This window comes from Mycobacterium sp. MUNTM1, from assembly GCF_054660795.1.
Window position 1 is genome coordinate 140,771 of the sequence record NZ_BAAGDE010000005.1, and the last position, 20,305, is coordinate 161,075.

Sequence of the window (20,305 nt, forward strand, 5' to 3'; positions counted from 1 at the left end):
CTCGACCTCGACCGCCGCAGGACGGGAATCAGGGGGCCTGACGGATCGCTGAACATAGCAAGACGCAGTCCACAAGTAGTTGCCAGTCCGTTGGGTCCCCCTCTTCCGCAAAGGAGCGGCATTCTATGAGCATCACCGTGTACACCAAGCCGGCGTGCGTGCAGTGCAGCGCGACCTACAAGGCGCTCGACAAGCAAGGCCTCGCCTACGAGAAGGTCGACATCTCGCTGGACGCCGAGGCGCGCGACTACGTGATGGCCCTGGGATACCTGCAGGCTCCGGTGGTGGTGGCGGGCAACGACCACTGGTCGGGTTTTCGGCCCGACCGCATCAAGGCGCTCTCCACGGCGGAACTCAGCGCGTAAGGCAAGACGTTAGGTAAGGAGGTTGCGGTGCAGTCGCGCAACCCAGGTTGGACGAGTGGCGACCCGCTTCGCCCGGCTGCGCCGCGCTCGCGATCGTCACTGGTCTATTTCTCTTCGGTGTCGGAGAACACCCACCGCTTCGTCGAGAAACTGGGGATTCCCGCCACGCGGATCCCACTGCATGGCCGCATCGAGGTAGACCAGCCCTACGTCCTCGTCCTGCCGACCTACGGCGGAGGTCGGGCCACCCCCGACCTCAACGCCGGCGGTTACGTCCCCAAGCAGGTCATCGCCTTCTTGAACAATGAGCACAACCGGTCGTTGATCCGCGGCGTCATCGCCGCGGGCAACAACAACTTCGGCGCCGAATTCGCCTACGCGGGCAACGTGATATCGCGCAAGTGCGGCGTTCCGTACCTCTACCGCTTCGAACTGATGGGAACCCAGGACGACGTCGATGCCGTCCGCGCGGGCTTAGCCAATTTTTGGAAGGAACAGACGTGTCACCAACCGTCGCTGCAGAGCCTGTAACCACCGGAGCCCACGCGTTGCCGGGGGAGACGGATTACCACGCGCTCAACGCGATGCTGAATCTGTACGACGCGGACGGCAAGATTCAGTTTGACAAGGACCGCGAGGCCGCGCATCAGTACTTCCTGCAGCACGTCAACCAGAACACGGTGTTCTTCCACAATCAGGACGAGAAGCTCGACTACCTGATCAAGGAGAACTATTACGAGCGTGAGGTTCTCGACCAGTACAGCCGCAATTTCGTCAAGACGCTGCTGGACCGCGCGTACGCCAAGAAGTTCCGGTTCCCGACCTTCCTGGGCGCCTTCAAGTACTACACCTCCTACACGCTGAAGACGTTCGACGGGAAGCGTTACCTGGAGCGCTTCGAGGACCGCGTGGTCATGGTCGCGCTGACGCTGGCCGCCGGTGACACCGTCCTGGCCGAGAAGCTGGTCGACGAGATCATCGACGGCCGGTTCCAGCCGGCCACCCCGACGTTTTTGAACTCGGGCAAGAAGCAGCGCGGTGAACCGGTGAGCTGCTTTCTGTTGCGCATCGAGGACAACATGGAGTCGATCGGGCGATCGATCAACTCCGCGCTGCAGCTGTCCAAGCGTGGCGGGGGAGTCGCCTTGCTGCTCAGCAACATTCGCGAGCACGGCGCCCCGATCAAGAACATCGAGAACCAGAGCTCGGGCGTCATCCCGATCATGAAGCTGCTCGAGGACTCGTTCTCCTACGCCAATCAGCTCGGCGCCCGGCAGGGCGCGGGCGCGGTGTACCTGCACGCGCACCACCCGGACATCTACCGGTTCCTGGACACCAAGCGCGAGAACGCTGATGAGAAGATCCGCATCAAGACGCTGAGCCTGGGCGTGGTGATTCCCGACATCACCTTCGAGCTGGCCAAGAAGAACGAGGACATGTACCTGTTCTCGCCGTACGACGTCGAGCGGGTCTACGGACTGCCGTTCGCCGACATCTCGGTGACCGAGAAGTACTACGAGATGGTCGACGACGCCCGGATCCGCAAGACGAAGATCAAGGCGCGTGAGTTCTTCCAGACGCTGGCCGAGCTGCAGTTCGAATCCGGTTACCCCTACATCATGTTCGAGGACACGGTGAACCGGGCCAACCCGATCGACGGCAAGATCACCCACTCGAACCTGTGCTCGGAGATCCTGCAGGTGTCCACGCCGTCGGTGTTCAACGATGACTTGTCGTATGCCAAAGTGGGCAAGGACATTTCGTGCAACCTGGGCTCGCTGAACATCGCCAAGACGATGGACTCGCCCGACTTCGCGCAGACCATCGAGGTCGCGATCCGCGCGCTGACGGCGGTCAGCGATCAGACCCACATCTGGTCGGTGCCCTCGATCGAGCAGGGCAACAACGAGTCCCACGCGATCGGGCTCGGTCAGATGAACCTGCACGGCTACCTGGCCCGCGAGCGCATCCTCTACGGTTCCGAGGAGGGCGTCGATTTCACCAACATGTACTTCTACACCGTGCTCTACCACGCGCTGCGCGCGTCGAATCGCATCGCGATCGAGCGGGGAACGAAGTTCGGCGGCTTCGAGAAGTCGAAGTACGCCTCGGGTGAGTTCTTCGACAAGTACACCGAGCAGGTGTGGGAGCCCGCCACGCCGCGGGTGCGGGAGATCTTCGCCGAGGCGGGCATTCGCATTCCGACGCAAGAGGATTGGCAGCGGCTCAAGGAGTCGGTACAGCAGCACGGCATCTACAACCAGAACCTGCAGGCCGTCCCGCCGACCGGGTCGATCAGCTACATCAACCACTCGACCAGCTCGATCCACCCGGTGGCGAGCAAGATCGAGATCCGCAAGGAAGGCAAGATCGGCCGCGTCTATTACCCGGCGCCGTATCTGACCAACGACAACCTGGAGTACTACCAGGACGCCTACGAGATCGGTTACGAGAAGATCATCGACACCTACGCCGCGGCCACCCAGCACGTGGACCAGGGGCTGTCGCTGACGCTGTTCTTCAAGGACACCGCCACCACGCGCGACGTCAACAAGGCGCAGATCTACGCCTGGCGCAAGGGCATCAAGACGCTGTACTACATCCGGTTGCGCCAGATGGCTTTGGAGGGAACAGAGGTCGAGGGCTGCGTGTCCTGCATGCTCTAAACCTCGCGCCGATCGGGCAGTCTGCCCAGGTCAGGAGCCGCGACGAGGTAAAGTGCTTGACGTGGTGAGAATGCCTCGACCTTCTAGGCCCCACCCGGCTGTCAAGCCTGGGGCCAAGGTCGACGCGCGCAGCGAACGCTGGCGCGAGCATCGCAAGAAAGTGCGCAGCGAAATCGTCGACGCGGCCTTCCGCGCCATCGACCGCCTCGGGCCCGAGTTGTCCGTGCGGGAGATCGCCGAGGAGGCCGGCACCGCCAAACCGAAGATCTACCGGCATTTTCACGACAAGTCCGACCTGTTCCAGGCGATCGGGGAGCGGCTGCGCGACATGCTGTGGGCGGCGATCTTCGCGTCCATCGACCTGAAAACCGACTCGGCCCGCGAGGTGATCCGGCGCAGCGTCGAGGAGTACGTGATCCTGGTCGACAAGCATCCCAACGTGCTGCGCGTGTTCATCCAGGGCCGCACGCCCGCCAGCCCCCAAATCTGGGACGAGGGACGCGGCATCACCTTGGCCGTGGCCGACATGTTCGACAACGAGTTGCGCGAGATGGATCTCGACCACGCGGCGGTCGAACTGGCCGGGCACGCGGCCTTCGGCTGTGCCGCGACGGCCACCGAATGGTGGTTGGGCCCCGAGCCGGAAAGCCCGCGCCTGATGTCGCGTGAGCAGTTCGTCGCGCACCTGACGACCATCATGATGGGGGTGATCGTGGGCACCGCCGAGGCTCTGGGCATCACGATGGACCCTGACCTGCCGGTTCACGACATGGTGATCGTCAAGCCGGCTGCGGGCTGAGCGCGGTTCGGCGTTGACAATCGCCGCGGCCATCGATAACACTCGTCCAAACCGATACCCTGGGTACTGGGTATCTGCGTCAGCCGGGGGCCGCCGCCGAAGGCGCCAGCTAACGCCGACCCGAGACAGGCCTGGATAGAAGGACCGATCGACCGTGACCGACGTCGTGACACACACCGAGACACTGCCGGGGGCCGGCGCCCACAAGCCCGTGCACACGCGCGCCGTCATCATCGGGACCGGATTCTCCGGGCTGGGCATGGCGATTGCGCTGCAGAAGCAGGGCACCGGCTTCGTCATCCTGGAAAAGGCCGGCGACATCGGCGGGACCTGGCGGGACAACAGCTACCCCGGGTGCGCCTGCGACATCCCGTCGCACCTGTACTCGTTCTCCTTCGAGCCCAAGCCCGACTGGAAGAACCCCTTCTCCTATCAGCCCGAGATCTGGGACTACCTCAAAGGGGTCACCGAGAAGTACGGCCTGCGCCGCTACATCGAGTTCAACTCGCTGGTGGATCGTGCGCACTGGGACGACGACGAGAACCGCTGGCACGTGTTCACCTCCGACGGGCGCGAATACGTCGCGCAGTTCCTGATCTCGGGTGCCGGCGCGCTGCACATCCCGTCCATGCCCGACATCGAGGGACGCGACGAATTCAGCGGCGCCGCTTTCCATTCCGCGGAGTGGGACCACAGCGTCGACCTGACCGGCAAGCGGGTGGCGGTGATCGGGACCGGCGCGAGCGCGATTCAGATCGTCCCGGAGATCGTCGAACAGGTCGCCGAACTTCAGCTCTACCAGCGCACCCCCCCTTGGGTGGTGCCGCGCTCCAACCCCGAGATCCCGCCGGCGGTGCGCCGCGCCATGGAGAACGTGCCCGGCCTGCGCGCGCTGGTCCGCCTCGCGATCTACTGGGGGCAGGAGGCGCTGGCGATCGGCATGACCAAGCGGCCGAACCTGCTCAAGTTCATCGAGGCCTACAGCAAGTACAACATTCGCCGGTCGGTCAAGGACAAGGAGTTGCGGCGCAAGCTGACCCCGAACTACCGCATCGGGTGCAAGCGAATCCTGAACTCCACCACCTATTACAAGGCAGTCGCCGACCCGAAAACCGAACTGGTCACCGACCACATCTCGCGGATCACGCCCGACGGCATCGTCACCGTCGACGGCACCCACCGGCAGGCCGACGTGATCGTGTACGCCACCGGCTTCCACGTCACCGACTCCTACACCTACGTCCAGATCAAGGGCTTGCACGGCGAGGACCTGGTGGACCGGTGGAACCGCGAGGGCATCGGCGCGCACCGCGGAATCACCGTCGCCGACGTGCCCAACCTCTTCTTCCTGCTGGGACCCAACACCGGGCTGGGGCACAACTCGGTCGTGTTCATGATCGAATCCCAGATCCGTTACGTCGCAGACGCGATCGCGACCTGTGACAAGCTGGGCGCACAGGCGCTGGCGCCGACGCGCGCCGCCCAGGACAAGTTCAACGACGAGTTACAGCGCAGGCTCGGCCCGTCGGTGTGGAACAGCGGCGGCTGCAGCAGCTGGTATCTGGACGAGCACGGCAAGAACACCGTGCTCTGGGGCGGCTACACCTGGGAGTACTGGCGGGCGACCCGTTCGGTCAAGCCGGACGAATACCAGTTCTACGGCGTGAACATGGGCAGCCGCGCCACGGCCTAACTGCCGAGCGAAGCCGTTGCGGTGCTGCGGTTTTCGCCCGCGCTGATTTTGACGAGCGCGCACGGCATCACGGGCCTGGACCTCAGTGGCCACATGGATCTGGACAAGTGGCACACCAGCGCCGAGGAATTCGTCGACACCCTCATCTCGGTGTTGCCAAAAGCCGGATGAAAGCCTGCGCGGCCGCGTCCACGCCGGCCTCGTCGTCGGTCGCGACGAGATCCAGCAGCAGGCCACGACTGACCGCCAGCCCCAGTCGGGCGAGCGCGGGGTCCACCGGACTCTCGGCGACTGCCTCGACCTCGGCGAGCCAGCTCTCGACGGCGCCGGGAACCATTCGGGCAAAAGGCTTTTCGCCCGCAGCTGCGCGAGCATAGCACTCGAAGAACAGGCGCTCGGATTCGCGCAGTTCGGGACGGCGCAGGTCGGCCCACATCGCCGCAAAGCCCTCGGCTGGGTCGCCCGGCAATTCGGGCAGCAGCCCCATCTGGCGTCGCTCGACCTCCTCGACGAGCGCCACCAGCAAGCCTTCGCGAGAACCGAAGTGGTGCAACAGCATCCGGTGACTGGTGCCGACCGCGGCGGCCACCTCGCGCAGCGACCGGTCGCCGATGCCGCCGGTGGCGAACTCGGTTACCAGTGCGTCGAGGAGCTGCCGGCGCCGCTCGGTGTCAGGAGTGCGCGCCATCGGCGCGGGTGTGCTGCTCTGATCGAGCCTTGAGGCCTCGGGCCTCGAGTTGTAGGAAGCGCCTGGTCTTCTTAGCCATCAGCCGCCCGACGAGGGCGCCCAGTGCGCCGCGCTGGTCGAGTTGCTGGCGCACCAGCGTGCGGCCGCCGGGTTGGGCGATGACGTCGTGTCGGGCGGTCACCCGCACCCCGGGAGAGCTCTGCGCCCAGGTCCACGACCTTCCGGGGTCGATCTCGGTGACCGTCCAGACCAGCTTCGACATGCCCGGCTGCTTGATCGCGAACCGCCTGCCCGCGGCAAGGCCCGAACCATCAAGGCCGACAAGGGAAGTCACCGACGCGGTCCACTCGGGCCAGCGCTCGACGTCGGTAAAGACCTCCCAGACGAGTTGGGGTGGTGCGTCGATCTCGACGCCGTCCTCGGTAAACATGTACCATATGGTACATCAACGGCGCGCCATACTAGAGGCCGGATCGAATCCGGTGGCCGCCGGACATGTCCGCGACACGCAAACACAAGTTGTTGTGTTGCCGTTGCTTGTCACACCCCAGGGGTAGTGTCTGGAGCCTGGGATTCATCCGGCAAAACGGTGTGTGAAGTGGGGTTCTGGTGAGCGAAAACATGAAGCTGATCGACCGCGTTTCGGCGATCAACTGGAACCGGCTGCAAGACGAAAAGGACGCCGAGGTCTGGGACCGCCTGACCGGCAACTTCTGGCTGCCCGAGAAGGTTCCGGTGTCCAACGACCTGCCGTCCTGGGGCACCCTGACCGCACACGAGAAGCAGATGACCATGCGGGTCTTCACCGGCCTGACACTGCTGGACACCATCCAGGGCACCGTCGGGGCGGTCAGCCTGATACCCGACGCGCTGACGCCGCACGAAGAGGCCGTCTACACCAACATCGCGTTCATGGAATCGGTGCACGCGCGCAGCTACAGCAACATCTTCTCCACGTTGTGCTCGACAGCCGAGATCGACGACGCCTTCCGCTGGTCGGAGGAGAACCCCAACCTGCAGCGCAAGGCCGAGATCGTCATGCAGTACTACAAGGGCGACGAGCCGCTGAAGCGCAAGGTCGCCTCCACGCTGCTGGAGAGCTTCCTGTTCTACTCCGGCTTCTACCTGCCGATGTACTGGTCGAGCCGCGCCAAGCTGACCAACACCGCCGACATGATCCGGCTGATCATCCGCGACGAGGCCGTGCACGGCTACTACATCGGCTACAAATACCAGCGCGGCCTGGCGCTGGTCGACGACGCGCGCAAGCAGGAGCTCAAGGACTACACCTACGAGCTGCTCTTCGAGCTCTACGACAACGAGGTGGAGTACACCCAGGACCTCTACGACGAGGTCGGGCTGACCGAAGACGTCAAGAAGTTCCTGCGCTACAACGCGAACAAGGCGCTGATGAATCTCGGCTACGAGGCGCTGTTCCCGCGCGACGAGACCGACGTGAACCCGGCCATCCTGTCCGCGCTCTCACCCAACGCCGACGAGAACCACGACTTCTTCTCCGGCTCGGGCTCGTCCTACGTGATCGGCAAGGCCGTCGTCACCGAGGACGAGGACTGGGACTTCTAGCCGCGCGTCAGAGTTCTCATAGAGCAAATGCACGTGTGAGCGGCTCACCGGGCTGCTCTATAAGCGGCGCCTAAGTTTTTACAAATCCTGTTTGTAACTAGGCGTGGAAGCTATTACGCTGCCATCGACGAATCGGGACATGTCACCAAATTTCAGGGTCGTCAGTGGGGAAGGTTTGGGAAGTATGTTGTTCCGTGCAGCTAGGGTCACCGCAAACGTGGTCACTAAGGTCTCATGACCGCTGCGTTGCTGTCCCAGCAACTGTACGAGTTTGCCGTCGAATTGCGCCGGTTGGCCTATACGATGCCTGGCGGGTACGAGGATCCGCTCATCCACCTCAGTGAGCGGATGGTCCACTGCGCCCAGGAACAGCGTTCGGAAGGTGTTAGCTAGCTCGGCCGATCGATGTTGCCCTTTTGGCGCACGTTCGAGCGACAGGCAAACGCACAAATGTGCATCGCGCGAGCTGTTTTTCCCACGATTCTGATGCCATCCCAATTATTGACTCGACCGCCAATAAATCGGAGGCGGATTCGCGAATCCGCGGAAGATACTAGGTTTATCGCCGCCATAAGAGCGTGATCTCGTGAAGAACATACTGATGCCTCTACTGCCGGCGTTCCTCACCGCACTGGCCCTGAGCGGCGGCCGTGCGCGTGCGGACAGCGATGCTTAGACGACTGCGACTTCTGAGCGGTCCGTGAACGACGCATGAATTGTCGGTATGGCGCTTTTCACCCGCTGGCGTGGGTGATGCGGGTGCCCTGACACTGGTGGGGTGACGAATACCGCCGCCTCTGCCACCACGAACTTCTGCCGCTCGGTGCTGCGCTGGCTGCGCGCCGGCTATCCCGAGGGCGTGCCCGGCCCCGACCGCGTGCCGCTCCTGGCGCTGCTGCGCAGCACCCCGCTGACCGAAGAGCAGATCGCCGAGGTGGTGCGCAACATCACCGCGGACGGATCCCCGGCGATCGCCGACGGCGTGATCGACCGAGACGAGATCGCCCATTTCATCTCCGACATGACGCACTACGACGCCGGGCCGGAGAACATCATCCGGGTGGCCGCGACGCTGGCCGCCGTCGGATGGCCGTTGGCCGGAATCGACGTCAGCGAGGTCATCCCCGGCGACGAGTGGGGCGAGGCCGCCGAGATCGCCGCGCGCAGCGCGGTATCCGGAAGCGCTCCGGGCGCAGCGCTGTAAGGCGTTGGCGCGCTACAGCTTCGAGATGTCCATGACGAAGCGGTAGCGCACGTCGCTGGCCAGGACGCGCTCATAGGCCTCGTTGACGTAGCCGGGCTCGATGAGCTCGATCTCCGGCGTCACGTTGTGCTCGGCGCAGAAGTCCAGCATCTCCTGGGTCTCGGCGATGCCGCCGATGTTCGACCCGGACAGGCTGCGGCGTGCCAGCGCCAGCGGGAAGGCCCCGACCTCCATCGGGTGCTCGGGGATGCCCAGCTCGACAAGTGTGCCGTCGACGTCAAGCAGGTTCACGTAGTCGTTGAGCGGCAGGTTCGCCGAGACGGTGTTGAGGATCAGGTCGAAGCTGTTGCGCAGCGTCTTGAAGGTGTCGCGGTCGGCGGTGGCGTAGTAATTCTTGGCGCCCAGCCGCAGGCCGTCCTCCATCTTCTTCAGCGACTGCGAGAGCACGCTCACCTCGGCGCCCATCGCCGCGCCGAGCTTGACGCCCATGTGTCCCAGGCCGCCCAGGCCGATGATGGCCAGGCGGGTGCCCTTGCCGGCTTTCCAGTGCCGCAGCGGCGAGAACAGCGTGATACCGGCGCACAGCAGCGGCGCCGCCTTGTCCAGCGGCAGCGAGTCGGGGATGCGCAGGACGAAGTTCTCGTCGACGACGATCGCCTGGCTGTAGCCGCCGTGGGTCACCGTGCCGTCCTTGTCGATGGCGTTGTATGTGAAGGTCGCGCCCCGCTTGCAGTAATTCTCCAGGCCGGCCTTGCAGCTGCTGCACTCACCGCAGGAGTTCACCATGCAGCCCACGCCGACGTGGTCGCCGACCTTGTGCTTGGTGACCTCGGAGCCGACGGCGGTCACGACGCCCGCGATCTCGTGGCCCACGACCAGCGGGTAATGCGGTGTGCCCCATTCGCCTTTGGCGGTGTGGATGTCGGAGTGGCAGATTCCGGCGAACTTGATGTCGATCGCCACGTCGCGCGGACCCGGCTCGCGCCGCTCGATGGTGGTCTTCGTCAGCGGTGCCGTCGGCGAGGTGGCCGCGTACGCGGAAACTGTGCTCATAAGGATCCCTCTTCGATTCGATGCGTCGTCAAGAAGTTTAGCTAAGGTAAAAGTTCTTTCGCCATCGGACGGGGCGAACATCACGTTACGAGGGCGGATGCGGTTTTGCCGGATCGCCGTCAGTTGATCGGGGCGTTCACCAGGCGCAGGTCGTCGACGATGCCGCGGGCCGCGATCAGGCCCTCGCCGGTTTGCCAGATCTCGTCGTTGACGACGTAGACCCGGTTGTCCCGGTTGGCGGACAGCTTGCGCCACGGGTTGCTGTCCAGGATCGTGGCGGCCCGGTCGGCGGCGGCCGGGGAGGCGCAGGACACGTACACCACGTCGGCGTCGGCGATCGACAGGTCCGGATTCTTGGCCAGGTCCGCGTCGCTGCTGCCGATCTCGATGTAGGGCTTGTCGGTGAATCGCTGGGACGCCGGCCGGTCCACGCCGACCGCACCGAGCACGCTGGCGGGGAAATTGTTGGCGCCGAACACCCGGATGGTGCCGGTCGTGAGCTGCACGATCGACGCCTGGTAGTGCGAGGCGTCATGCCGCGCGCCGATGTCGGTCGTTCGCTGGGAAAAGCCGCTGAGCAGCCCGTCCACCGCGGCGGTGCGGCCGGTGGCGGCGCCGACCGCGCGAAGGTTGTCCTGCCACGCCGCGCCCGGTGCGGCGGTGAACACCGTCGGGGCGATCGCGGTCAGCTGCGGATACAGCGTCGGGGTCACGCCCTGCGACCCCAGGATCAGGTCGGGGTGGGCGCTCGCGATCGCGTTTAGGTCGGGGTGCGAGCGGGCGCCGACCCCGGGCAGGCCGTGCACGGCGCCGCCCAGGTAGGCGGGCTGACTCGTGGACCCGTCCGGCAACGCCGCGCCGACCACCCGCGACTGCAGACCCAGCGCGCACAGCGTGTCGAGCTGGTCGCCGGAGAGCACCACGATGCGCTGGGGGTCGGCGGGCACCTGCACGACGCCCGGTTCCACGCCCGCCGCGTTGTGGACCTGCCGTTTCGCCGAACCCGCATCGGCCTCGGCGGCGTCGCGCGCGCACGACTCGTCGGGACGACGGTCGTTTCCGAGGACGCCGGCGCCCGCGATCTGGGTGGTCGGGGTGACCAGGGAGCGGGCTGGCGTCTGGCCGGCGGGCTTGTCGGATCCGCAGCCGCTGGATGCCAGGACGAGCGTCGCCGTCACCGCGGTCGCCGCGGCCAGCCGGGCGGGTCTGAGCACGCCGAACAACACGCGTCAGACGCTAACATTCGGCCAGCGTGGCGATCGCGAGCGCGGTGGAGCCGGGCGAAGCGGGTCGCCACCATTCGGCCAGCGTGGCGATCGCGAGCGCGGTGGAGCCGGGCGAAGCGGGTCGCCACCATTCGGCCAGCGTGGCGCCGCCGCGCGGACGGACACGCCGCACCGGTGAGCCATTTACGACAGTTTGTAGGACCAGCCCTGACGTCGCCATGATCGACGGCTAAGATTCGTCTCAATACCGATTTTTGGGCCAGTGTCCGATCTGGATGTTTGGAGAAGCTGTTGACAGCCGAAGCGCCCCCCTTGGGACAACTCGAGGCCGTTCGTCCGTACCCGGACCGCATGGGCCCCAAAGGGAACCTCGTCTACAAACTGATCACCACCACCGATCACAAGATGATCGGCATCATGTACACCGTCACCTGCTTCGCCTTCTTCTTCATAGGCGGGCTGATGGCGTTGCTGATGCGCACCGAGCTGGCCGCTCCGGGGCTGCAGTTCCTGTCGAACGAGCAGTTCAACCAGCTGTTCACCATGCACGGCACGATCATGCTGCTGCTGTACGCCACCCCGGTGGTGTTCGGCTTCGCCAACCTGGTGCTGCCGCTGCAGATCGGCGCCCCCGACGTCGCGTTCCCGCGGCTGAACGCCTTCTCGTACTGGCTGTTCCTATTCGGCGGGCTGATCGCGGCGTCCGGCTTCATCGTCCCGGGCGGCGCCGCCGACTTCGGCTGGACCGCCTACACGCCGCTGTCTGACGCCGTGCACTCGCCCGGCGCCGGGGGAGACCTGTGGATCACCGGCCTGATCGTCGCCGGTCTGGGCACCATCCTGGGTGCGGTCAACATGATCACCACCGTGGTGTGCATGCGCGCGCCCGGCATGACCATGTTCCGGATGCCGATCTTCACCTGGAACATCCTGGTGACCTCGATCCTGATCCTGATCGCGTTCCCGATCCTGACCGCCGCGCTGTTCGGCCTGGCCGCCGACCGACATCTGGGCGCCCACGTCTACGACGCCGCCAACGGCGGAGTGTTGTTGTGGCAACACCTGTTCTGGTTCTTCGGCCATCCCGAGGTGTACATCATCGCGTTGCCGTTCTTCGGCATCATCACCGAGATCATCCCGGTCTTCTCGCGCAAGCCGGTCTTCGGCTACACCACGCTGGTGTACGCCACCCTGTCGATCGCCGCGCTGTCGGTCGCGGTGTGGGCGCACCACATGTTCGCCACCGGAGCCGTTCTGCTGCCGTTCTTTTCGTTCATGACGTATCTGATCGCGGTGCCGACCGGGATCAAGTTCTTCAACTGGATCGGCACGATGTGGAAGGGGCAGATCACCTTTGAGACGCCGATGCTGTTCTGTGTCGGCTTCCTGATCACCTTCCTGCTCGGTGGTCTGACCGGTGTGATGCTCGCCAGCCCGCCGCTGGACTTCCACGTCACCGACACCTACTTCGTGGTCGCGCACTTCCACTACGTGCTGTTCGGCACCATCGTGTTCGCCACCTTCGCCGGGGTGTACTTCTGGTTCCCGAAGATGACCGGCCGGCTGCTCGACGAGCGGCTGGGCAAGCTGCACTTCTGGCTGACATTCATCGGGTTCCACACCACCTTCCTGGTGCAGCACTGGCTGGGCGACCTGGGCATGCCGCGCCGCTACGCGGACTACCTGCCCAGCGACGGCTTCCAGCCCTACAACGTCGCCTCCACGGTCGGCGCGTTCATCCTGGGCGCGTCGATGTTCCCGTTCGTCTGGAACGTCTTCAAGAGCTGGCGTTACGGCGAGGTCGTCACGGTCGACGACCCGTGGGGCTACGGCAACTCCCTGGAGTGGGCCACCAGCTGCCCGCCGCCGCGGCACAACTTCACCGAGCTGCCCCGAATCCGTTCGGAGCGCCCGGCATTCGAGCTGCACTACCCGCACATGGTGGAGCGGCTCCGCGCCGAGGCGCATGTGGGTCGCGCGCACGGGCCCGCGGACAAGGACGTCACCAGACTCGACGACGTCCAGGTTCGCAGCTGATGGCCTGACGGGCGGCTGTCGGGCGTGAACCCACCACCCAAGGTGTCGGTGCTGATCACTGTCACCGGCGTGGATCAACCGGGCGTGACGGCGACCCTGTTCGAGGCGCTGTCGCGGCACGGGGTCGAGCTGCTCAACGTCGAACAGGTGGTGATCCGGCACCGCCTGACGCTGGGCGTGTTGGTGTGCTGCCCGGCCGACGTCGCCGACAGCGCGCAGTTGCGTGACGACGTCGAGTCGGCCATCCACAAGGTGGGTCTCGACGTCAGCATCGAGCGCAGCGACGACGTGCCGATCATGCGCGAGCCCTCGACCCACACGATTTTCGTGCTGGGCCGGCCGATCACCGCCGGCGCGTTCGGCGCGGTGGCCCGCGAGGTCGCGGGCCTGGGCGTCAACATCGACCTGATCCGCGGCGTCTCCGACTATCCGGTGATCGGCCTGGAGCTGCGCGTGTCGGTGCCGCCGGGCGCGGAAGGCGCGCTGCGGACCGCCCTGAACCGGGTGTCCAGCGAGGAACAGGTCGACGTCGCGGTCGAGGACTACAGCCTGGAACGACGGGCCAAGCGGCTCATCGTGTTCGACGTCGACTCGACGCTGGTGCAGGGCGAGGTCATCGAGATGCTGGCGGCCCGGGCCGGCGCCGAGGGCAAAGTCGCCGCGATCACCGACGCCGCGATGCGCGGCGAGCTGGACTTCGCGCAGTCGCTCAAGCAGCGGGTGGCGACGCTGGCGGGCCTGCCCGCCAGCGTGCTCGACGAGGTCGCCGACCAGCTGGAACTGATGCCGGGCGCCCGCACCACGCTGCGGACCCTGCGGCGCCTGGGTTACGCCTGCGGCGTCGTGTCCGGGGGCTTCCGCCGGATCATCGAGCCGCTGGCCGAGGAGCTGATGCTGGACTATGTCGCGGCCAACGAGCTGGAGATCGTCGACGGCACGCTCACCGGGCGCGTCATCGGCCCCATCGTCGACCGCGCCGGAAAGGCCACGGCGCTAAGGGAATTCGCGAACCAGGTCGGGGTGCCGATGGCGCAGACCGTCGCCGTGGGCGACGGCGCCAACGACATCGACATGCTGGCCGCGGCCGGATTGGGCATCGCGTTCAACGCCAAGCCGGCGCTGCGCGAGGTCGCCGACGCGTCGCTGAGCCACCCCTATCTGGACACCGTGCTGTTCCTGCTGGGTGTGACCCGCGGCGAAATCGAGGCCGCCGACGCGGTCGACGGCGAGGTCCGGCGGGTCGAGATTCCGCCCAACCCGTAGCGATCGCAAGCCCGGCGACCCGGCAGGTATTCGAGCGCCGCGGTACGGCACGATGGTCGGGTGCCCGAAAACGGAAGCGAGTCAGCCGACCCCGATCTGCTGCTCGATTTCAGGCAGGTGTCGCTGCGGCGCGGCGGCAACGTCTTGGTCGGGCCCGTGGATTGGGCGGTCGAGCTCGACGAACGCTGGGTGATCGTCGGGCCCAACGGCGCAGGCAAAACCTCGCTGCTGAGGATCGCCGCGGCAGCCGAACATCCCTCGTCCGGCGTGGCTTTCGTGCTCGGCGAGCGGCTGGGCCGCGTCGACGTGACCGAGTTGCGGGCCCGGATCGGGCTCAGCTCCTCGGCGTTGGCGCAGCGGATTCCCACCGACGAGGTGGTGCGCGATCTCGTCGTCTCGGCCGGCTACGCGGTGCTGGGCCGATGGCGGGAGCGCTACGAGGACGTCGACTACCAACGGGCCATCGACATGCTGGAGAGCCTGGGCGCCGAGCACCTCGCGGACCGCACCTACGGCACGCTGTCCGAGGGCGAGCGCAAACGGGTGCTGATCGCCCGCGCGCTGATGACCGACCCCGAGCTGCTGCTGCTCGACGAGCCCGCCGCCGGCCTGGATCTGGGCGGCCGGGAGGAACTGGTCGCCCGGCTGGCCGACCTGGCCGCCGACCCCGACGCGCCGGCCCTGGTGCTGGTCACCCACCACGTCGAGGAGATTCCGCCCGGGTTCAGCCACTGCATGCTGCTCTCGGAGGCCGAGGTGGTCGCCGCGGGGTTGCTGACCGACGTGCTGACCGCCGAGAACCTGTCCACCGCGTTCGGCCAAGCGATCGCCCTCGACGTCGTCGACGGGCGTTATTTCGCGCGGCGTGTCCGCACCCGCGCAGCCCACCGGAGGCCGTTATGACGTCACCCGACGAACCGCCGCTGGTCGCACGGCCGGCCGCGACCGTGATGCTGGTCCGCGAGGCCTCCGATGGCATCGCGGTCTTCCTGATGCGTAGGCACGCGCACATGGAGTTCGCCGCGGGCACCGTGGTGTTTCCCGGCGGAGGTGTCGACGACCGCGACCGTAACGCCGACATCGCGTGGGCCGGCCCGCCGCCGCAGTGGTGGGCGCAGCGGTTCGGCATCGAACCCGACCTGGCCGAGGCGCTGGTGTGCGCCGCCGCCCGCGAGACGTTCGAGGAGTCGGGGGTGCTGTTCGCCGGGCCGGCGGGCAGGGGCCGTACGGCGCCGGACAGTATCGTCGGCGACGCCTCGGTGTACGGCGAGGCACGCCGGGCGCTGGCCGAGCGGTCGCTGTCCTTCGCCGACTTTCTGCGCCAGGAAAACCTCGTGCTGCGGTCCGATCTGCTGCGGCCGTGGGCCAACTGGGTCACCCCCGAGGCCGAGCGGACCCGCCGCTACGACACCTACTTCTTCGTGGGCGCGCTGCCGCGGGGGCAGCGCGCCGACGGCGAGAACACCGAATCCGACCTCGCCGGCTGGATGACACCCCGGGCCGCCATCGATGAGTTCGAGGCCGGCCGCTGCTTCCTGCTGCCGCCGACGTGGACGCAGCTGGACTCGCTGGCCGGGCGGACCGTGGCGGAGGTGCTGGCCGTCGAACGCCAGATCGTGCCGGTGCAGCCGCACCTGGAGATCCACGGCGACAACTGGGTGTTCGAGTTCTTCGATTCCGACCGCTACCACCGGGCGCGGGAAGCGGGCGGCCTGGGATGGCGGCATTGAGCGAGTTCGTCAGCGTCGTGGTCAGCGACGGCTCGCAGGACGCCGGGCTGGCCATGTTGCTGCTGTCGCGCCCACCGACCAACGCGATGACCCGCCAGGTTTACCGGGAGGTCATCGCGGCGGCCGAGGAACTGGGCCGGCGCGACGACGTCGCCGTGGCGATCCTGTTCGGCGGCCACGAGATCTTCTCCGCGGGCGACGACATGCCCGAGCTGCGGACGCTGCGGGGCCCCGAGGCCGAGAGCGTGGCGCGGGTCCGGCAGGAGGCCGTCGACGCCGTGGCCGCGATCCCCAAGCCGACCGTCGCCGCGATCACCGGCTACGCGCTGGGCGCCGGGCTCACCCTGGCACTGGCCGCCGACTGGCGGATCAGCGGCGACAACGTGAAGTTCGGCGCGACCGAGATCCTGGCCTGCCTGGTGCCCGGCGGCGACGCGATGGCCCGCCTGACCCGGGCGGCCGGCGCGAGCAAGGCCAAGGAGCTGGTGTTCAGTGGCCGCTTCTTCGACGCCGAGGAGGCCCTGGCGCTGGGTCTCATCGACGACATGGTGGCCCCCGACGACGTGTACGACGCCGCCGCCGCGTGGGCGCGCCGCTTCCTCGGCGGGCCGCGCCACGCGCTGGCCGCCGCCAAGGCCGGCATCAACGACGTGTTCGATCTGCAACGCCCGGAGCGGCTCGCCGCCGAACGCCGCCGCTATGTCGAGGTATTCACCTCTGGTCAGGGCGGTGGCGATCGGGCGGATCCCGGCGGCCGTTAGGCTGCCCTGCATGACCAGTTCGACCGACGCCGTCCCGACGCCCCACGCCACTGCCGAGCAGGTGGAAGCCGCCAGGCACGACAGCAAGCTGGCCCAGGTGCTCTACCACGACTGGGAGGCCGAGACTTACGACGACAAGTGGTCGATCTCCTATGACCAGCGCTGCATCGACTACGCCCGCGGCCGCTTCGACGCCATCGTGCCCGAGGAGGTGCTGCGCGAGCTGCCCTACGACCGGGCCCTCGAGTTGGGCTGCGGCACAGGGTTTTTCCTGCTCAACCTGATCCAGTCCGGGGTCGCGCGGCGCGGATCGGTGACCGACCTGTCGCCGGGCATGGTCAAGGTCGCCACCCGCAACGGCCAGTCGCTGGGCCTGGACATCGACGGCCGGGTCGCCGACGCCGAGGGCATCCCGTACGAGGACAACAGCTTCGACCTGGTCGTCGGGCACGCCGTGCTGCACCACATCCCCGACGTGGAGCTGTCACTGCGCGAGGTGATCCGGGTGCTCAAGCCGGGCGGCCGGTTCGTCTTCGCCGGCGAGCCGACCAGCGCCGGCGACGTTTACGCCCGCGAGCTGTCCACCCTGACGTGGCGCATCGCCACCAATGTCACCAAGCTGCCCGGCCTGGGCAGCTGGCGGCGCCCGCAGGCGGAGCTCGATGAATCCTCCCGGGCCGCCGCGCTCGAGGCCATCGTCGACCTGCACACCTTCACCCCGGGTGACCTGGAGCGGATGGCCGCCAACGCCGGTGCCACCGAGGTGCGGACCGTCAGCGAAGAATTCACCGCCGCGATGTTCGGCTGGCCGGTGCGGACATTCGAGGCGTCGGTGCCGCCCGGGCGTCTGGGCTGGGGCTGGGCGAAATTCGCCTTCAACGGCTGGAAGACGCTGAGCTGGGTGGACGCCAACGTGTGGCGCCGCGTGGTCCCGAAGGGCTGGTTCTACAACGTGATGGTGACCGGGGTCAAACCCTCCTGACCCGGGCAATCAGGTTCGGCACAAAGGACGTCGGCTATCTGCGGTCGCACGCGGGTGTCGCAGCGCTGGCGGCGGTCACCGAACTCGAACTGGCCGACGCCACCCTGGTCGCCGACGTCGCCGCGGCGCGTGCCCAATTCGGCGACCGGGCCGCGGTGCTGGTGGAGACGGTGCTGTTGCGCCGCCGCGCTTCCGAAAAACTGGGCGAGCTGGGAGCGTCGGACTGGCTCTTCACCGACGAGGCGCTGCAGCAGGCCACCGCGGCGCCGGTGGCGCTGCACCGGGCCAGGCGGCTGGCCGGTGACGGCGGCGTCGCCGTGCACGACGCGACCTGTTCGATCGGCACCGAGCTCGCCGCGCTGAGCGCCTGCGGGATCGCGGCGCTGGGCAGCGATATCGATCCCGTGCGGCTGGCGATGGCGCGTCACAACGTGGGGGAGTCGGCCTGGATCTGTCGCGCCGACGCGCTGCGCCCGGTCACCCGCGACGCCGTGCTCGTCGTCGACCCGGCCCGGCGGGTGGAGGGCCGGCGGCGATCGCGCATCGAGGACTACCGGCCCGGCCTGGGCTCGCTGCTCGACGCCTACAGCGACCGGGAATTCGTCGTAAAGTGCGCTCCCGGAATCGATTTCGAGGAGGTGCGACGACTGGGCTTCGACGGGGAAATCGAGGTGACGTCGCATCGCGGCTCAGTGCGGGAAGCCTGCCTGTGGTCGGCCGGACTGGCGCGGCCCGGCGTGGGCCGGCGGGCGAGCCTGCTGGATCGCGGTGAGCAGCTCACCGACGCCGATCCCGACGACTGCCCGGTGCGGCCGGTCGGGCGCTGGATCGTCGACCCGGACGGTGCGGTGGTACGGGCCGGGCTGGTGCGCCACTACGGCGCGCGGCACGGGCTGTGGCAGCTCGATCCCGACATCGCCTACCTGTCCGGTGATCGGCTGCCCGCGGCGGACCGCGGGTTCGAGGTGCTCGAGCAGCTGGTCTTCGACGAACGCCGGCTTCGCCAGGCCCTGTCGGCGCTGGACTGCGGTTCGCTGGAGATCCTGGTCCGCGGCGTGCGGGTGGACCCGGACGCGCTGCGCAAACGGATGCGGTTGCGCGGGAGCCGATCGCTGTCGGTGGTGATCGCCCGCATCGGTGCGCGCAGCGCCGGCCGGGCGATGGCGTTCGTTTGCCGACCCTCCCGATAGCGCCGGGTACGCTGGCGGCGTCACTTCTCCGGGTCACCGGCCCTGGTCAGTTTGCGAGGACAATTCCACGATGCGTTACCTGGTAGCCGCTGCGCTGTTCGCGGCGGCGGTCTTAGTGGGCTGCCCGGCCGCGGCCGACCCGCCGTCGTGCGCCAGCCTGGGCGGCAGCGTCGAGGACGGCCAGATGTGCCGCCTGCACGCCACCGGCTCCAACTACACGCTCAACATGACCTTTCCCGCCGACTATCCGGACGGGCAGGCGCTGATCGACTACGTCACCCAGAACCGGGACGGCTTCGTCGCCGTCGCGCAGAGTTCCGGGGGACGAGACCAGCCCTACCAGCTCGAGGCCACCACCGAGCAGCGCTTCGCCGGGCAGCCACCGCACAACACCCGCAGCGTCGTGCTCAAGTTCTTCCAGGACGTCGGGGGAGCGCACTCGTCCATCTGGTACAAGGCGTTCAACTACAACCTGGGCACCAAGCAGCCCATCACGTTCGACAACGTGTTCCCCCCGGGCGCTACGCCGCTGGACGCCATCTTCCCGATCGTGCAGCGTGACCTGGAGCGCCAAACCCCTTTGGGCGCCGCGATTCTGCCGTCGACGGGGCATGACCCGACGCACTATCAGAACTTCGCCATCACCGACGACCAGCTGATCTTCTACTTCGCCCCCGGCGAGATGCTGCCGGCGTTCGGCGGGCCGTTGCAGGCCCAGGTGCCGCGCAACGCCATCCCGCCGCTGGCGATCTAGTTGTTCTTCACTGGCAGGTTGTGAACGCGTAGGCGGTCGATGGGTGTTTTTCCGCCGATGCCGGTGTGGGGTCGATGGTGATTGTAATAGTGCAGCCAGTCCTGATAGGTCGCCGCGCGGTCGGCATCAGACAGGTAAGTCTGCGCGTAGGCCCATTCGCTGGCCAGGGTGCGGTTGAACCGCTCGACTTTCCCGTTGGTCTGAGGACGGTACGGGCGGGTGCGTTTGTGGGCGATCTTCGCGCTGAGAGAATCGGCGAAAGCCTTTGACCGATAACAGTTTCCGTTGTCAGTCAACACACGCCTGACGG

23 protein-coding genes are annotated in these 20,305 nt (G+C 66.9%); 17 read left to right on the forward strand and 6 right to left on the reverse strand.

Going from position 1 to position 20,305, the window contains the following annotated elements; all coding sequences use genetic code 11:
* Positions 1 to 125: 125 nt before the first annotated feature.
* From ACYQ8K_RS04815 to ACYQ8K_RS04840, 6 genes are all read left to right on the forward strand, one after another.
* Positions 126 to 365, forward strand: a complete 240-nt coding sequence (locus ACYQ8K_RS04815) for a redoxin NrdH (RefSeq protein WP_221043926.1) — start codon at positions 126 to 128, stop codon at positions 363 to 365.
* A 99-nt stretch (positions 366 to 464) separates the two neighbouring features.
* Positions 465 to 896 carry a class Ib ribonucleoside-diphosphate reductase assembly flavoprotein NrdI gene (gene nrdI / locus ACYQ8K_RS04820; protein WP_065030292.1) on the forward strand — a complete coding sequence of 144 codons (432 nt, stop codon included), beginning with the start codon at positions 465 to 467 and terminating at the stop codon, positions 894 to 896.
* A complete protein-coding gene (nrdE, locus tag ACYQ8K_RS04825) occupies positions 866 to 3,031 on the forward strand; it encodes a class 1b ribonucleoside-diphosphate reductase subunit alpha (RefSeq protein ID WP_459967260.1) in 2,166 nt (721 codons plus the stop codon). The genes nrdI and nrdE overlap by 31 nt, the downstream gene beginning before the upstream one ends.
* Before the next feature lie 70 nt (positions 3,032 to 3,101).
* Positions 3,102 to 3,830 (forward strand): TetR/AcrR family transcriptional regulator, encoded by a 729-nt coding sequence (locus ACYQ8K_RS04830; protein ID WP_459967261.1) that lies wholly within the window; start codon positions 3,102 to 3,104, stop codon positions 3,828 to 3,830.
* A gap of 154 nt (positions 3,831 to 3,984) precedes the next feature.
* A complete protein-coding gene (locus tag ACYQ8K_RS04835) occupies positions 3,985 to 5,523 on the forward strand; it encodes a flavin-containing monooxygenase (RefSeq protein WP_459967263.1) in 1,539 nt (512 codons plus the stop codon).
* 21 nt (positions 5,524 to 5,544) lie between these two features.
* On the forward strand, positions 5,545 to 5,694 hold the full coding sequence (locus ACYQ8K_RS04840; RefSeq protein ID WP_459967264.1) for a hypothetical protein: 150 nt from the start codon (positions 5,545 to 5,547) through the stop codon (positions 5,692 to 5,694).
* Here the strand turns inward: ACYQ8K_RS04840 and ACYQ8K_RS04845 are convergent.
* Positions 5,666 to 6,211, reverse strand: a complete 546-nt coding sequence (locus ACYQ8K_RS04845) for a TetR/AcrR family transcriptional regulator (RefSeq protein ID WP_459967265.1) — start codon at positions 6,209 to 6,211, stop codon at positions 5,666 to 5,668. The two genes, ACYQ8K_RS04840 and ACYQ8K_RS04845, sit on opposite strands and share 29 nt — an antisense overlap.
* A complete protein-coding gene (locus ACYQ8K_RS04850; protein WP_459967267.1) occupies positions 6,195 to 6,641 on the reverse strand; it encodes an SRPBCC family protein in 447 nt (148 codons plus the stop codon). Before ACYQ8K_RS04850 ends, ACYQ8K_RS04845 begins: the two co-directional genes overlap by 17 nt.
* 179 nt (positions 6,642 to 6,820) lie before the next feature.
* On the opposite strand from ACYQ8K_RS04850, the gene nrdF reads away from it, so the two are divergent.
* The 3 genes from nrdF (at position 6,821) to ACYQ8K_RS04865 (ending at position 8,999) form a co-directional block, all read left to right on the forward strand.
* The gene (nrdF, locus tag ACYQ8K_RS04855; protein ID WP_170879956.1) at positions 6,821 to 7,795 is read left to right on the forward strand and encodes a class 1b ribonucleoside-diphosphate reductase subunit beta; all 975 of its coding nucleotides are present in this window, start codon (positions 6,821 to 6,823) and stop codon (positions 7,793 to 7,795) included.
* Positions 7,796 to 8,029: 234 nt separating this feature from the next.
* Positions 8,030 to 8,188, forward strand: coding sequence for a hypothetical protein (locus ACYQ8K_RS04860; RefSeq protein WP_459967268.1), 159 nt, complete (start codon positions 8,030 to 8,032; stop codon positions 8,186 to 8,188).
* Between the two features lie 385 nt (positions 8,189 to 8,573).
* Complete coding sequence (locus ACYQ8K_RS04865; protein ID WP_459967270.1) at positions 8,574 to 8,999, forward strand: DUF3349 domain-containing protein; 426 nt, start codon at positions 8,574 to 8,576, stop codon at positions 8,997 to 8,999.
* 12 nt (positions 9,000 to 9,011) lie between these two features.
* On the opposite strand, the gene ACYQ8K_RS04870 is transcribed toward ACYQ8K_RS04865, so the two are convergent.
* The 3 genes from ACYQ8K_RS04870 to ACYQ8K_RS04880 form a co-directional block, all read right to left on the reverse strand.
* Positions 9,012 to 10,052 (reverse strand): NAD(P)-dependent alcohol dehydrogenase, encoded by a 1,041-nt coding sequence (locus tag ACYQ8K_RS04870; protein ID WP_459967272.1) that lies wholly within the window; start codon positions 10,050 to 10,052, stop codon positions 9,012 to 9,014.
* A gap of 119 nt (positions 10,053 to 10,171) precedes the next feature.
* Positions 10,172 to 11,278 (reverse strand): iron-siderophore ABC transporter substrate-binding protein, encoded by a 1,107-nt coding sequence (locus tag ACYQ8K_RS04875; RefSeq protein ID WP_459967273.1) that lies wholly within the window; start codon positions 11,276 to 11,278, stop codon positions 10,172 to 10,174.
* 10 nt (positions 11,279 to 11,288) lie between these two features.
* Positions 11,289 to 11,450 carry a hypothetical protein gene (locus tag ACYQ8K_RS04880; RefSeq protein WP_459967274.1) on the reverse strand — a complete coding sequence of 54 codons (162 nt, stop codon included), beginning with the start codon at positions 11,448 to 11,450 and terminating at the stop codon, positions 11,289 to 11,291.
* A 119-nt stretch (positions 11,451 to 11,569) separates the two neighbouring features.
* Between ACYQ8K_RS04880 and ctaD the strand changes: the two genes are divergently transcribed.
* The 8 genes from ctaD (at position 11,570) to ACYQ8K_RS04920 (ending at position 19,995) form a co-directional block, all read left to right on the forward strand.
* Entirely contained in the window at positions 11,570 to 13,315 is a 1,746-nt protein-coding gene (gene ctaD, locus ACYQ8K_RS04885) for an aa3-type cytochrome oxidase subunit I (protein WP_459967275.1), read from the forward strand.
* A 24-nt stretch (positions 13,316 to 13,339) separates the two neighbouring features.
* Positions 13,340 to 14,578, forward strand: coding sequence for a phosphoserine phosphatase SerB (gene serB, locus ACYQ8K_RS04890; protein WP_459967277.1), 1,239 nt, complete (start codon positions 13,340 to 13,342; stop codon positions 14,576 to 14,578).
* Between the two features lie 60 nt (positions 14,579 to 14,638).
* The gene (locus tag ACYQ8K_RS04895; protein ID WP_459967278.1) at positions 14,639 to 15,481 is read left to right on the forward strand and encodes an ABC transporter ATP-binding protein; all 843 of its coding nucleotides are present in this window, start codon (positions 14,639 to 14,641) and stop codon (positions 15,479 to 15,481) included.
* The gene (locus ACYQ8K_RS04900; protein ID WP_459967279.1) at positions 15,478 to 16,308 is read left to right on the forward strand and encodes an NUDIX hydrolase; all 831 of its coding nucleotides are present in this window, start codon (positions 15,478 to 15,480) and stop codon (positions 16,306 to 16,308) included. The genes ACYQ8K_RS04895 and ACYQ8K_RS04900 overlap by 4 nt, the downstream gene beginning before the upstream one ends.
* Entirely contained in the window at positions 16,305 to 17,069 is a 765-nt protein-coding gene (locus tag ACYQ8K_RS04905; protein WP_459967303.1) for an enoyl-CoA hydratase, read from the forward strand. The genes ACYQ8K_RS04900 and ACYQ8K_RS04905 overlap by 4 nt, the downstream gene beginning before the upstream one ends.
* Positions 17,070 to 17,079: 10 nt before the next feature.
* Positions 17,080 to 18,051 carry a class I SAM-dependent methyltransferase gene (locus tag ACYQ8K_RS04910; protein ID WP_459967281.1) on the forward strand — a complete coding sequence of 324 codons (972 nt, stop codon included), beginning with the start codon at positions 17,080 to 17,082 and terminating at the stop codon, positions 18,049 to 18,051.
* Positions 18,009 to 19,241: a THUMP-like domain-containing protein gene (locus ACYQ8K_RS04915; RefSeq protein ID WP_459967304.1), complete on the forward strand. Its 1,233-nt coding sequence runs from the start codon at positions 18,009 to 18,011 to the stop codon at positions 19,239 to 19,241. The genes ACYQ8K_RS04910 and ACYQ8K_RS04915 overlap by 43 nt, the downstream gene beginning before the upstream one ends.
* A 70-nt stretch (positions 19,242 to 19,311) precedes the next feature.
* On the forward strand, positions 19,312 to 19,995 hold the full coding sequence (locus ACYQ8K_RS04920; RefSeq protein ID WP_459967283.1) for an esterase: 684 nt from the start codon (positions 19,312 to 19,314) through the stop codon (positions 19,993 to 19,995).
* Here ACYQ8K_RS04920 and ACYQ8K_RS04925 read toward each other — a convergent pair.
* A partial coding sequence (locus tag ACYQ8K_RS04925) for an integrase core domain-containing protein (RefSeq protein ID WP_459967284.1) occupies positions 19,992 to 20,305 on the reverse strand: 314 nt, incomplete at its 5' end. The genes ACYQ8K_RS04920 and ACYQ8K_RS04925 overlap by 4 nt on opposite strands.

Coding starts and splice junctions, on each gene's coding strand:
- ACYQ8K_RS04815 (WP_221043926.1), top strand. CDS start 126: ATGAGCATCACCGTGTACACCAAGCCGGCGTGCGTGCAGTGCAGCGCG.
- ACYQ8K_RS04830 (WP_459967261.1), top strand. CDS start 3,102: ATGCCTCGACCTTCTAGGCCCCACCCGGCTGTCAAGCCTGGGGCCAAG.
- ACYQ8K_RS04845 (WP_459967265.1), bottom strand. CDS start 6,211: ATGGCGCGCACTCCTGACACCGAGCGGCGCCGGCAGCTCCTCGACGCA.
- ACYQ8K_RS04850 (WP_459967267.1), bottom strand. CDS start 6,641: ATGTTTACCGAGGACGGCGTCGAGATCGACGCACCACCCCAACTCGTC.
- ACYQ8K_RS04860 (WP_459967268.1), top strand. CDS start 8,030: ATGACCGCTGCGTTGCTGTCCCAGCAACTGTACGAGTTTGCCGTCGAA.
- ACYQ8K_RS04870 (WP_459967272.1), bottom strand. CDS start 10,052: ATGAGCACAGTTTCCGCGTACGCGGCCACCTCGCCGACGGCACCGCTG.
- ACYQ8K_RS04900 (WP_459967279.1), top strand. CDS start 15,478: ATGACGTCACCCGACGAACCGCCGCTGGTCGCACGGCCGGCCGCGACC.
- ACYQ8K_RS04910 (WP_459967281.1), top strand. CDS start 17,080: ATGACCAGTTCGACCGACGCCGTCCCGACGCCCCACGCCACTGCCGAG.
- ACYQ8K_RS04920 (WP_459967283.1), top strand. CDS start 19,312: ATGCGTTACCTGGTAGCCGCTGCGCTGTTCGCGGCGGCGGTCTTAGTG.